At 73.4% G+C, this 12,492-nt stretch carries 10 protein-coding genes and 1 pseudogene; 9 read left to right on the forward strand and 2 right to left on the reverse strand.

All coding sequences use genetic code 11. The annotated features are described in order from the left end of the window. The first annotated feature begins 15 nt into the window (after nucleotides 1-15). The 7 genes from ruvA (at nucleotide 16) to FVA95_RS14240 (ending at nucleotide 8,476) form a co-directional block, all read left to right on the forward strand. Nucleotides 16-621 (forward strand): Holliday junction branch migration protein RuvA, encoded by a 606-nt coding sequence (ruvA, locus tag FVA95_RS14210; RefSeq protein WP_075329803.1) that lies wholly within the window; start codon nucleotides 16-18, stop codon nucleotides 619-621. A gap of 50 nt (nucleotides 622-671) precedes the next feature. Further along, nucleotides 672-1,691 carry a Holliday junction branch migration DNA helicase RuvB gene (gene ruvB / locus FVA95_RS14215; RefSeq protein WP_193564353.1) on the forward strand — a complete coding sequence of 340 codons (1,020 nt, stop codon included), beginning with the start codon at nucleotides 672-674 and terminating at the stop codon, nucleotides 1,689-1,691. Between the two features lie 353 nt (nucleotides 1,692-2,044). Continuing rightward, a complete protein-coding gene (yajC, locus tag FVA95_RS14220; RefSeq protein WP_020623496.1) occupies nucleotides 2,045-2,419 on the forward strand; it encodes a preprotein translocase subunit YajC in 375 nt (124 codons plus the stop codon). Nucleotides 2,420-2,571: 152 nt separating this feature from the next. Then, nucleotides 2,572-4,317 (forward strand): protein translocase subunit SecD, encoded by a 1,746-nt coding sequence (secD, locus tag FVA95_RS14225; protein WP_149664643.1) that lies wholly within the window; start codon nucleotides 2,572-2,574, stop codon nucleotides 4,315-4,317. Then, nucleotides 4,314-5,492, forward strand: a complete 1,179-nt coding sequence (gene secF, locus FVA95_RS14230) for a protein translocase subunit SecF (RefSeq protein WP_020625471.1) — start codon at nucleotides 4,314-4,316, stop codon at nucleotides 5,490-5,492. The genes secD and secF overlap by 4 nt, the downstream gene beginning before the upstream one ends. A gap of 38 nt (nucleotides 5,493-5,530) precedes the next feature. After that, nucleotides 5,531-6,064, forward strand: coding sequence for an adenine phosphoribosyltransferase (locus tag FVA95_RS14235; RefSeq protein ID WP_205015860.1), 534 nt, complete (start codon nucleotides 5,531-5,533; stop codon nucleotides 6,062-6,064). A 123-nt stretch (nucleotides 6,065-6,187) separates the two neighbouring features. Further along, complete coding sequence (locus FVA95_RS14240) at nucleotides 6,188-8,476, forward strand: bifunctional (p)ppGpp synthetase/guanosine-3',5'-bis(diphosphate) 3'-pyrophosphohydrolase (RefSeq protein ID WP_149664652.1); 2,289 nt, start codon at nucleotides 6,188-6,190, stop codon at nucleotides 8,474-8,476. A gap of 41 nt (nucleotides 8,477-8,517) precedes the next feature. Here the strand turns inward: FVA95_RS14240 and FVA95_RS14245 are convergent, their stop codons facing one another. Continuing rightward, nucleotides 8,518-9,366 (reverse strand): peptidylprolyl isomerase, encoded by an 849-nt coding sequence (locus FVA95_RS14245; protein WP_149664644.1) that lies wholly within the window; start codon nucleotides 9,364-9,366, stop codon nucleotides 8,518-8,520. A 134-nt stretch (nucleotides 9,367-9,500) separates the two neighbouring features. Here FVA95_RS14245 and hisS point away from each other — a divergent pair, with 134 nt between their 5' ends. Both hisS and FVA95_RS14255 read left to right on the forward strand, forming a co-directional pair. Continuing rightward, nucleotides 9,501-10,802 carry a histidine--tRNA ligase gene (gene hisS, locus FVA95_RS14250; protein WP_149664647.1) on the forward strand — a complete coding sequence of 434 codons (1,302 nt, stop codon included), beginning with the start codon at nucleotides 9,501-9,503 and terminating at the stop codon, nucleotides 10,800-10,802. Nucleotides 10,803-10,810: 8 nt separating this feature from the next. Further along, the gene (locus tag FVA95_RS14255) at nucleotides 10,811-11,356 is read left to right on the forward strand and encodes a bifunctional 2-polyprenyl-6-hydroxyphenol methylase/3-demethylubiquinol 3-O-methyltransferase UbiG (protein WP_149664648.1); all 546 of its coding nucleotides are present in this window, start codon (nucleotides 10,811-10,813) and stop codon (nucleotides 11,354-11,356) included. Between the two features lie 14 nt (nucleotides 11,357-11,370). On the opposite strand, the pseudogene FVA95_RS14260 reads toward FVA95_RS14255, so the two are convergent. Beyond that, nucleotides 11,371-12,417: pseudogene (locus FVA95_RS14260) on the reverse strand (amidohydrolase family protein); the annotation flags it as partial. Between the last annotated feature and the right edge of the window lie 75 nt (nucleotides 12,418-12,492).

The following is a 12,492-nucleotide window of genomic DNA, read 5'->3' on the forward strand; positions in this document are numbered from 1 at the left end:
GAAGGGGACCTGTCAGTGATCCACTCGGTGCGCGGTCCGGTGCTGGAGATCGGGCTGGACCACGCGGTCATCGAGGTGGGTGGGGTCGGGCTCGCGGTGTACGCCACCCCCGCCACGCTGGGCGGGCTGCGTCGCGGGGACGAGGCCCGGTTGCCGACCACGCTGGTGGTGCGCGAGGACTCCCTGACCCTCTACGGGTTCGCCGACGCCGAGGAACGCGAGCTGTTCCTGCTGCTGCAGACGGTGTCCGGGATCGGGACGCGGCTCGCGCTCGCGACGATCGCGGTGCTGGAGCCGGACACACTGCGCCGCGCGCTGGCCGACGGCGACCTGGCCGTGCTCACCCGCATCCCCGGCGTCGGGCGCAAGAGCGCCGAGCGCCTGGTCGTGGAGCTGCGCGACAAGGTGACCGCGCCGGCTGCGGTGCCCGCGGGCGCCGTCGCGGCCGCACCGGCCCCGATGCTCGGGGTGCGCGACCAGGTCGTCGAGGCGCTGCTCGGGCTCGGGTTCACCCAGCGCCCGGCCGAGCAGGCCGTCGACGCGGTGCTCGCCCACGCCCCCGACACCGACGCCCGGGACCTGCTGCGCACCGCGCTGTCGAGCCTGGGCAGGTCGCGGTGACCGACCCCGACCCCTACGCCGGGGTCGGCGGCCGGCTCGACGAGCGCGCCGTGGACGCCGGGGTCCAGCCGGGGGACACCGACGTCGAGGCGTCGCTGCGGCCCCGTTCGCTGGCCGAGTTCGTCGGCCAGCCCCGGGTCCGCGAGCAGCTGCAGCTGGTGCTGGAGGGCGCCCGTCGCCGCGGCGACCCGCCGGACCACATCCTGCTGTCCGGCCCGCCCGGGCTCGGCAAGACCAGCCTCGCCATGATCATCGCCCAGGAGATGGGGGCCGCGATCCGGCTGACCTCCGGCCCGGCGCTGGAGCGTGCCGGGGACCTCGCGGCGATGCTGTCCAACCTCGTGCCCGGCGACGTGCTGTTCATCGACGAGATCCACCGCACCGCCCGGCCCGCCGAGGAGATGCTCTACCTCGCGATGGAGGACTTCCGGGTCGACGTCGTCGTCGGCAAGGGCCCGGGGGCGACCTCGATCCCGCTCGAGGTCGCGCCGTTCACCCTGGTCGGCGCCACGACGCGGGCCGGGTCACTGACCGGTCCGCTGCGCGACCGGTTCGGGTTCACCGGGCAGATGGAGTTCTACGACGTCCCCGAGCTGGAACTGGTGCTCCGCCGTGCCGCCGGGATCCTCGGCATCGACCTGCGCCCCGACGGCGGGGCCGAGATCGCCGGTCGCTGCCGCGGCACCCCCCGGGTGGCGAACCGGCTGCTGCGCCGGGTCCGCGACTACGCCGAGGTCCGTGCGGACGGGGTGGTCACCCGGGAGGTCGCCCGCGACGCGCTGGCCGTCTACGACGTCGACGAGCTCGGCCTCGACCGCCTCGACCGCGCCGTGCTCGGCGCGCTGGTCCGTTCCTTCCACGGCGGCCCGGTCGGGGTGTCGACCCTCGCCGTCGCGGTGGGGGAGGAGCCCGGGACCGTCGAGGAGGTCTGCGAGCCCTACCTGGTGCGGGCCGGGATGATCGCCCGCACCCCGCGCGGGCGGGTCGCGACCCCGCTGGCCTGGACCCACCTCGGGCTCACCCCGCCCGCGGACGCGCCGGCCGGGCACCGGACCGACCCGCTGTTCTGACCCGGGCGCGCCGCCGGGGCACCGGAGCGCACGGCCGGTCGCACATGGGAGGATCCGGACGGACCGAACGGATCGGGCAGCGCCCGGCCGGGACGACGGGCACCCTGGTGCCCGCACACCGCGCGGAGCCCTCCGGACACCGCGTGCCCCGACCGGCGACCCGGACCGGGACGTCGGAACGATCCGGGCGTGCGACTCGTTCCGGGGCAGGTCGGACAGTCGACAGGTCTCGGACGACGCCGTTCGGCCCGCCGCACTGCGACGAGCGGTCCGCCGCCGGGAGGGGGCAGGCCGTCGGTGTCGGTCCCGGCTGGCACACTCACGATTACGAGACGAGACGGAGACCCCGCACGATGACATCAATTCTCGCCCAGCAGGCCGGTGGCGGCTCGAGCATCTTCTCCCTGCTGCCGTTCCTCATCATCCTGCTGCTGTTCGTGCCGTTGTTCCTCAACGGCCGCAAGCAGCGCAGGCAGATGGCGGAGACGCAGGCGATGCAGCAGGCGCTGGAGGACGGCGACGTCGTCGTCACCACGTCCGGGCTGCGGGGCACCATCGTCGACGCCTCGTATGAGGACACGATCGACCTCGAGATCGCCGACGGCGTGGTCACCACCTGGCTGCGTGCGGCGATCCGGGAGAAGGTCACGACCGACGAGGCGACGGAGGAGACCGTCGCCGAGCCGGCCGACAAGGACGCGTCGGAGAACAAGCCGACCATCCACTGAGCACGTCGGGAACGGGCCGGACGGCCCGTTCCGGCGGCCTCGGCGTCCGTACCGGGTCCGGCCGCGGCTCTGCCGCACCGGCCCGGTGGGACGGCGACCGACCGTGAGGCCGGCCGCGGCCGCCGCACGAGTCGGATCAGGAGAACGATCACGTGGCAACGTCGTCGGGGCAGCAGCACGTGCGCCCCTGGCGCTACCTGACGGCCTTCGCAGGCATCGTCGTGGTGCTGTACGCACTGGTGTTCCTCACCGGGGGCGGCAACCTCACGCCGAAGCTGGGCATCGACCTGCAGGGTGGCACCCGCGTCACGCTCACCGCGCGCACCACCGACGGGCAGCCACCGCCGCGTGACCAGCTGGTCCAGGCGCAGGACATCATCGAGCAGCGCGTCAACGGGCTCGGTGTCAGCGGCGCCGAGGTCCAGCTGGACGGCAGCAACATCGTCATCACCGTCCCCGGTGACGCCGGCGAGCAGGCCCGCTCCCTGGGGCAGACCGCCCAGCTGCGTTTCCGTGAGGTGCTGCAGGGCCCGGTCCCGGCGAACCAGGCCGCCGGCGGGCAGCCCGCACCGGGCCAGGGCGCGCAGACCGGCCAGGCCCCGGCGAGCCCGGCCCCCGCGAGCCCTGCCCCTGCGCAGCCGCAGGGGATGGGCGAGCAGAGCCGCCCCGTCGCCCCGGTCGCGCAGGTCTCGCCGCTGCAGGACCCGCCGCCGACGCCTGCGCCGTCCCCCGCTCCGGGCCCGGGCGGGCTCGCCCCGGACGACCCGCGGGTCGCCGCCGAGGTCGCGAAGCTCCGTGAGACCCGGCAGAGCACCGACCAGGCCACCCAGCTGCAGGCGCTGCTGACCCTGGACTGCAACGCCCCCGACCCGCTGCAGGGCTACGACGACCCGACGAAGCCGCTGGTCGCGTGCAGCGAGGACAAGCAGAACAAGTACCTGCTCGGCCCCTCCTTCCTGGAGGGCACCGAGATCGCCTCGGCCCAGGCCCAGCAGAACCCGCAGGGCGCAGGCTGGGTGGTCTCGCTGACCTTCAAGCCGCAGGGCGCCGACACCTGGGGGCAGTACACGACGAACAACGTCGGCAAGAACGTGGCGTTCGTGCTCGACGGCGACGTCGTCTCGGCCCCCACGATCAACCAGCCGATCTACGGGCAGACCCAGATCTCGGGGCAGTTCAACCAGGAGCGGGCCCAGCAGCTCGCCCAGGTGCTGCGCTACGGCTCGCTGCCGCTGTCGTTCGACTCCGGCAACGCCCAGACCGTCTCGGCCACCCTGGGGCTCGCCTCGCTGGAGGCCGGGCTGCTCGCCGGCGCCGTCGGACTGGCCCTGGTGTTCGCCTACTGCCTGTTCTACTACCGGCTGCTCGGCATCCTGACGATCCTGTCGCTGGCCCTGTCCGGCCTGGTCGTCTACGCGGTGCTGATCCTGCTGGGGCGCTGGATCGGGTTCACCCTCGACCTCGCCGGGGTCGCCGGGTTCATCATCGCCATCGGCATCACCGCCGACTCGTTCGTCATCTTCTTCGAGCGGCTCAAGGACGAGATGCGGGAGGGCCGCACGTTCCGCTCGGCCGTCCCGCGGTCCTGGGAGCGGGCGCGGCGCACGATCCTCACCGCCGACGCCGTCAGCTTCCTCGCCGCCGCGGTGCTCTACATCCTGGCCGTCGGCGAGGTCCGCGGCTTCGCGTTCACCCTGGGCATGTCCACGGTCCTCGACCTCGTCGTCGTGTTCCTCGTGACGTTCCCGCTGGTCGTGCTCATCTCCCGGTCGAAGTCGCTGGGCAGGCCCGGGCTGTCCGGGCTCGGCGCGGTCGACCGGATCGGGCAGCGGCACCGCCGTGAGAAGCCGGCCGTCGGCAGGCGCGCGGCCACCACCGGGAAGGGAGCGGGCGCATGACGAACCCCGAGTCGATGTCGGGCTGGACCCGGCTCACCACCGGCACCGCGAACGTCGACATCATCGGCCGCCGGAAGACCTGGTACATCGGGTTCGGCGTGCTCATCGCGATCTGCCTGCTGTCGCTGGTCTTCCGGGGCTTCAACCTCGGGATCGACTTCACCGGCGGCTCCCAGATCCAGATGCCCGCCACCGGGGCGAACGGCGCGATCAGCACCCAGCAGGTCGACCGGGTCTACGAGAGCGTGATCGGCTCCGCGCCCGAGGTCACCCAGTCCGTCGGGTCCGGCGACGCCGCGTCGATCGTGCTGCAGTCCGAGCCGCTGACCTCCGAGCAGCTCGTGCCGCTGCGCGAGGCGCTGTTCACCCAGCTGCAGCCGCTCGGCGCGGACGGCACCCCCAGCGCCGCCTCGATCAGCGACTCGCAGGTCTCGGGCACCTGGGGCGGCGAGGTCACCACGCAGGCGCTGATCGCGCTCGCCGTGTTCATCGTGCTGGTCACGCTGTTCCTGGCGTTCTACTTCGAGCGGGCGATGGCGGCCGCCGCGCTGGTGGCCCTGATCAACGACATCGTCGTCACCGCGGGCGTGTACTCGATCATCGGTCTGGAGGTCACCCCGGCCACGGTGATCGGGCTGCTCACCATCCTCGGGTTCTCCCTCTACGACACCGTCGTGGTGTTCGACAAGGTCCGGGAGAACTCCCGCGGACTGCTCAAGCTGACCCGGCGGACCTACGCCGAGGCCGCGAACCTCGCGCTGAACCAGACACTCATGCGGTCGATGAACACCTCGCTGATCGCGATCCTGCCGGTGCTCGGCCTGCTCGTGATCGGCGTCGGGCTGCTCGGCGTCGGCACCCTGGCCGACCTGGCCCTGGTCCAGCTGGTCGGCATGATCTCCGGTGTCGTCTCCTCGTTGCTGCTGGCCACCCCCGTGCTGGTGGACATCAAGCTGCGCGACAAGCGGGTCCGGGACCAGGCCGCCCGGGTCGAGGCCCGGCGTGCCCGCGCGGCCGGCCGCGGCGGGACGGACTCCGGGCCCGACACCGGGACCGACTCCGACGTCGACGGCGGCCCGGCCACCGATACCCTCGCCGCCGTGAGCTCCTCCGCACCCGCCGCCCCGCGGCCCGGCGCCCGCCCGACCGGCAAGACCGGACGGCGTCGCGGGTGAGCGGGGCACAGGTCGACGGCATCCGGGTCGGGCCCGGGATCAGCGGCGACTCCGCAGAGGACCTGCTCCGGGTCGCCGAGCTGGTCCGCTCGGTGCCCGACTACCCGCAGCCCGGCGTGCTGTTCCGGGACATCACCCCGGTGCTGGCGGACGGGGAGTCCTTCGCGACCGTCACCACCGAGCTGGCCGCGGGCGCCGGCCAGGCGGACCTCGTCGTCGGGGTGGAGGCGCGCGGGTTCCTGCTCGGCGCCGCCGTCGCGCTCGTCGCCGGGGTCGGGACCGTGCCGGTCCGCAAGGCGGGCAAGCTGCCCGCGGTCGCCGCGTCGCGCAGCTACGACCTGGAGTACGGCAGCGCCACCCTGGAGCTGCCGGCCGGCGTCGTCGAGCCGGGGGCCCGGGTCTACGTGGTCGACGACGTGCTCGCCGCCGGTGGCACCGCCACCGCGGCCTGCGCGCTGCTCGCCGACGTCGGGGCCGAGGTCGTCGGGTTCGGCACGCTGCTGGAGCTGACCGCGCTGAACGGTCGGGCGAAGCTCGGTGACCTGCGGATCGACGCCCTGCTGAACGCCTGACGACGACGCGGGCCCGAACGCGGACTATCCTCGGGTGGCGGGGACCTCCCCGCCACCCGAGCACGAGCAGGAGGTGCGGTGACCGAGGTCGACCGGACGAGCACCCACCCGGCCACGCGGCCGCTGTCGCCTGCCGACGACGAGCCGCCACGCCCGTCCGCGACCCGCCGGGTCCGCGCCCGGATCGCCCGGCGGATGACCCCGCAGCGTGTCGCCATCGTGACCCCGGTGCTGGAGCCGCTCGCCGCGGTCCACCGGTCGCTGCACCCCAAGGCCGACCTGGTGCTGCTGCAGCGCGCCTACGACGTCGCCGAGGACAAGCACGACGGGCAGACCCGCAAGTCCGGGGACCCCTACATCACCCACCCGCTCGCCGTCGCCACGATCCTGGCCGAGCTGGGCATGGACACCACGACGCTGGTCGCGGCGCTGCTGCACGACACCGTCGAGGACACCGACTACTCCCTGGAACGGCTGCGCGCCGACTTCGGCGACGAGGTCGCGCACCTCGTCGACGGGGTCACCAAGCTCGACAAGGTCGAGTTCGGCACCGCCGCCGAGGCCGAGACGATCCGCAAGATGGTCGTCGCGATGGCGCGGGACCCGCGGGTGCTGGTCATCAAGCTCTCCGACCGGCTGCACAACATGCGCACGATGCGCTTCCTGCGCCCGGAGAAGCAGGTCAAGAAGGCGAACGAGACCCTCGAGGTGTTCGCCCCGCTCGCGCACCGGCTCGGCATGGCCACGGTGAAGCTGGAGCTGGAGGACCTGTCCTTCGCGATCCTGCAGCCGAAGAAGTACCAGGAGATCGTGCGGCTGGTCGCCGACCGGGCGCCCTCGCGTGACACCTACCTGCGCCAGGTCATCGACGAGGTGTCCGCCCAGCTGGACTCCGCGCGGATCCCGGCGAAGGTCGAGGGCCGGCCGAAGCACTACTACTCGATCTACCGCAAGATGATCGTCAAGGGCCGCGACTTCGACGACATCCACGACCTCGTCGGGGTCCGGGTGCTCGTCGACGAGGTCCGCGACTGCTACGCCGCGATCGGCATGGTGCACGCGCTGTGGCAGCCGATGCCCGGCCGGTTCAAGGACTACATCGCCCAGCCCCGGTTCGGGGTCTACCAGTCGCTGCACACCACGGTGATCGGACCGGACGGCAAGCCCCTCGAGGTGCAGATCCGCACCCACTCCATGCACCGCACCGCCGAGTACGGCATCGCCGCGCACTGGCGGTACAAGGAGGTCAAGGGCGGCGGCAACAAGGAGGTCGAGGTCGAGGAGATGGCGTGGATGCGCCAGCTGCTCGACTGGCAGCGCGAGGCCGCCGACCCCGGCGAGTTCCTCGACTCGCTGCGCTTCGACCTCGCCGCGCGGGAGATCTTCGTCTTCACCCCGAAGGGCGACGTCGTCACCCTGCCGACCGGCTCCACCCCGATCGACCTGGCCTACGCCGTGCACACCGAGGTCGGGCACCGCTGCATCGGGTCGCGGGTCAACGGCAAGCTCGTCGCGCTGGAGCGCCAGCTGTCCTCCGGCGACGTCGTCGAGATCTTCACCTCGAAGGCCGAGGACGCCGGCCCGAGCCGGGACTGGCTGCAGATCGCGAAGTCCCCGCGGGCCAAGGCCAAGATCAAGCAGTGGTTCGCGAAGGAACGTCGCGAGGAGGCCGTCGAGGAGGGCAAGGAGGCGATCACCCGGGAGGCACGCCGCACCGGGATGCCGCTGCAGCGGCTCATCTCCGCCGACGCGATGTCCGCGCTCGCCCGGGAGATGCACTACTCCGACGTCTCCGCGCTCTACGCCGCCGTCGGCGAGCACCAGGCCAGCGCCCAGCACGTCGTGCAGCGCCTCGTGGCCTGGTTCGGCGGCGAGGAGGAGGCCGAGGAGGAGCTCGCCGAGCGGGCGACGCCGTCGACGGTCCGCCACCGCCGCCCGTCGGGCAACGCGGGTGTCGTCGTCACCGGCGCCGACGGCCAGTCCCTCGGTGACCTCTACGTCAAGCTCGCCCGCTGCTGCACCCCGGTGCCCGGCGACGAGATCCTCGGGTTCGTCACCCGCGGCGGCGGGATCAGCGTGCACCGCACCGACTGCACCAACGCCGGCGACCTCACCGCCCGCGAGGAGCGCCTGGTCGACGTGACCTGGTCGGTGTCGCCGGAGTCGGTGTTCCTGGTCGCCATCCAGGTCGAGGCGCTCGACCGGCACCGGCTGCTGTCCGACGTCACCAAGGTCCTGGCCGACGAGAAGGTCAACATCCTCTCGGCGACGACGACCACGTCGCGCGACCGGGTCGCGATCTCCCGGTTCTCCTTCGAGATGGGGGACCCGAAGCACCTCGGGCACCTGCTGCACGCGGTGCGCAACATCGAGGGCGTCTACGACGTCTACCGCGTCACCAGCGCGGCCTGACCCCGGTCCACCCCACTCGGGGGGGTGGACCGGGGCGCCGGTCAGCCGAGGGTGGTGCGCTGGATCTCGACCGGGATGCTCGGCGCACCGTCGCCGGAGCCACCGGACTCGCCGCCCTTGGCGACCTTGTCCAGGGTCGAGAGGCCCTCGGAGCCGATGGAGCCGAACACGGTGTAGTTCGGGGGCAGCTGGGCGTCGCCGTAGATCATGAAGAACTGGCTGCCGTTGGTGTTCGGCCCGGCATTGGCCATCGCCAGCAGGCCGCGGCCGTAGGTGAGACCGGGGAACACCTCGTCGGCGAAGGAGTACCCGGGGCCGCCGCTGCCCGAGCCGGACGGGTCGCCGCACTGCAGCACCTGCAGGCCGGGGCTGGTGGTCAGCCGGTGGCAGGAGGTCCCGTCGAAGTAGCCCTGCTGCGCGAGGCTCGCGAAGCTCTTGACCGTGCACGGCGCGAGGGCACGGTCCAGCGTCAGGTCGATCGGGCCGGCGCTGGTCTGCAGGTCCGCGGTCACCGTCCCCTGGGCCGGGGTGGCGCCGGCGGCCGGCGGGTTCACCGGCTTCGACGCGGGCTCGGACGACCGGGGGTAGGTGCAGTCCACCGAGGCGGGCAGCGCCGTCGGGCGCTTCGGCAGGGCGACGGTCGGCAGCCCGGAGGTGTCCGGGCCGTTCCCGGCGGGCGGGGCGGCGGCGGGCGGGGTGGCGTCGTCGGGGCCGCCCCAGGCCGAGGTCAGCGCGTAGATCCCGACCGCGGCCAGTACGACGACCAGCACGGTCACCACGGCCGCGATCGTCGTGTTCCGCTTGCGCTTCTGCTCGCGCTCGGCCCGGCGGGCCTGCTGCGCCTCCAGCTTGCGCTTGGCCGCCTCCCGGCGCTGCTCGTTCGTCGCCACGTCCCGCCAACTCCCTGACTTGATCATCCGTACGCGCGGTGAGGGTATCGGGGCGACCTGGGGAGAAAGCTGAGAGACACCGGTTCTAGGCTGGGAGGACCCGATCTGATCCCCGGAGAGGACGTGCACCCACCGTGACCGCCACCGAGCCGCAGGCGAGCCGGGCCCGCAGGCCCGAGCCGTTCGCCGCGCCGAAGGGCATCCCCGAGTACCTCCCGCCGTCCTCGGCCGGGTTCGTGCACGTGCGGGACACCCTCGCCGCCGCCGCCGAGCGCGCCGGGTACGGCCACATCGAGCTGCCGGTGTTCGAGGACACCGGCCTCTACGCCCGCGGGGTGGGGGAGTCCACCGACGTCGTCTCCAAGGAGATGTACACCTTCGCCGACCGCGGCGACCGCTCGGTGACGCTGCGTCCCGAGGGCACCGCGGGCGTGGTCCGCTCGGTGATCGAGCACAACCTCGACAAGCAGGGGCTGCCGGTCAAGCTGCGCTACGCCGGACCCTTCTTCCGCTACGAGCGCCCCCAGGCCGGCCGCTACCGGCAGCTCCAGCAGGTCGGCGTCGAGGCGATCGGGGTGGACGACCCAGGCCTGGACGCCGAGGTCATCGCGATCGCCGACGAGGGGTTCAAGGCCCTCGGCCTGACCGGCTACCGGCTGGAGATCACCTCCCTCGGCGACGCCGAGTGCCGCCCCGCCTACCGCACGCTGCTGCAGGAGTTCCTCGCCGGGCTCGACCTCGACGAGGCGACCCGGGCCCGGGCGGAGATCAACCCGCTGCGGGTGCTCGACGACAAGCGCCCCGAGATCCGCGCCGCGATGGCCGACGCGCCGCTGCTGATGGACCACCTGTCCGACGCCGCCGCCGACCACCACGCCCGCGTGCTGGCCCACCTCGACGACCTCGGCGTCGCCTACACGCCGAACCCGCGCATGGTCCGGGGCCTGGACTACTACACCAAGACGACCTTCGAGTTCGTCCACGACGGCCTCGGCGCCCAGTCCGGCATCGGCGGCGGCGGCCGCTACGACGGCCTCATGGCGACCCTCGGCGGACCGGAGCTGTCCGGCGTCGGGTTCGGCATCGGCGTCGACCGCACGCTGCTCGCCTGCCGCGCCGAGGGTGTCCAGCCCTGGTCGGACGCGCGGGTCGAGGTGTTCGGGGTGTCCCTCGGCGACGCCGCCCAGCGCCGCCTGGTCGTGATCGCCGCGCAGCTGCGGGCCCGGGGCCTGCGGGTCGACCTGGCCTACGGCGGCCGGGGACTCAAGGGCGCGATGAAGTCCGCCGACCGGTCCGGGGCGCGGTTCGCGCTGGTCCTGGGGGACCGGGACCTGGAGAACGGCACCGTCGGGCTCAAGGACCTCGTCTCCGGCGAGCAGCAGGACGTCCCGCTGGACGCGGTCACCGACGCCGTCGTGACCGCCCTGGCGGGCTGAGGCCCGCCGTGGCCCGGACCGACCGGGACCGGTGGGACGCGAAGCACCGCGCCCTCGGCACCGGCACCCCCGCTCCGCCGGACGCCCTGCGCGGGCACCTCGACCTGCTTCCGTCGTCCGGCCGGGCGCTGGACGTGGCCTGCGGGCGGGGGAGCGTCGCGGTGTGGCTGGCCGGGCGCGGGCTCGACGTCGTCGCCGTCGACGTGTCGCCGGCCGCGCTCGCCGCGGGGGCCGAGCTCGTGACCCGCGAGCAGCCGCCCGGTCGCGTGCGCTGGGTGGAGGCCGACCTCGACGCCGGGTTCCCGGCCGAGGACGACCGTTACGACCTCGTCGTGTGCCAGCGCTTCCGCGACCCGGCGCTCTACCCGGCGATGGCCGCGGCGCTCGCCCCGGGAGGGCTTCTGGTGGTCACGGTCCTGTCCGAGGTCGGCGACATGGGCGGGGCGTTCCGGGCGGCGCCGGGGGAGCTCACCGCCGCGTTCGCCGGCCTCGAGGTCCTCGCTCACCGCGAGGGCGACGGCGAGGCGCACCTCGTCGCCCGCGCCCCCGCCTGAACGGGCGCCGCCGCTCAGCCGCCGTGCGTCGCCGCGCTGCGGTAGTCGGTGTAGGTGTAGGGGTTGTCGAGGACCTTGGCCTCCGGGATCTCCGGGTTCATCCCCGCCTGCCACGCCTGCTCACCCATCGTCGCGCGCAGGTGCTCCACGGTCGCGGTGACCGCGGCGCGGGCGGCGGGCAGGTCGACGTCGACGAGACGCCCGTCGCGCTTCACCACGCGCCCGTCCACCAGGACCGTGTGCACGTCGCCGCGCTGGGCCTGGAACGCCACGTGGCCGTGCGGGTGCAGCACCGGGAACGACACCGGTGAGTGGTCGTTGCGCAGCAGCACCAGGTCGGCCTTCTTCCCGACCTCGACCGAGCCCAGGTCCGACTCGCGCCCGATCGCGCGGGCCCCGCCGCGGGTGGCCCACTCGACGACCTGCTCGGCCCGCAGCGACGAGTGGGTGACCGTGTCCCCGCGCCCGTGCGCCTCCAGGTGCTCGCGGGACCGGTCGGCGCCCAGCGTGGTGCGCATCGCCGAGAACAGGTCCGCGCTCCACCACATCGAGGAGTCCATCGACAGCGACACCGGGATGCCGTGCTCGCGCAGCGCCCAGGTGGGCGGGTAGCCCTGACCGGCGCTCTGCTCGCTCTCGGTGGACACCGACACCGAGCCGCCGGTCGCGGCGATCCGGTGGTAGGAGTCCGCGGACAGCGACGCGGCGTGCACGTAGACGGTGTCCGGGCCGGCGAAGCCGTGCTCGTGCATGAGCCGGACGCCGTCGTCGCCCGTGGCGCCCCACACCCCGGCGTGGGTGGTGACGCCGATGCCGAGCTCACGGGCCACCTCGAACGCGGGACGCTCGGGGAACGCCGGGTCGCCGGTGACGTCGAAGGCCAGCTGGAAGCCCAGCATGTCGTCGCCGGGGGTGATGCGCCGCGACACGAACTCCGCGAACCCGGGGTCGGCGGTCCAGTTCGCGGGGGCGTCGTGGATGTTGCCGTAGGCGAGCACGAACCGGCCCGCGGTGGAGGTCAGGGCGTCGACGGCGGCGTCGGCGTGCTGCGGGGTCTGCAGCTGTCAACGGCGGGTTGGGAGTAACCCCGTAACGACGGATTGGGACTGACCCCCTTGTCGGGTGTTCAGTCGTTG

The organism is Pseudonocardia sp. EV170527-09 (assembly GCF_008369905.1).
Taxonomy (GTDB): Bacteria; Actinomycetota; Actinomycetes; order Mycobacteriales; family Pseudonocardiaceae; genus Pseudonocardia.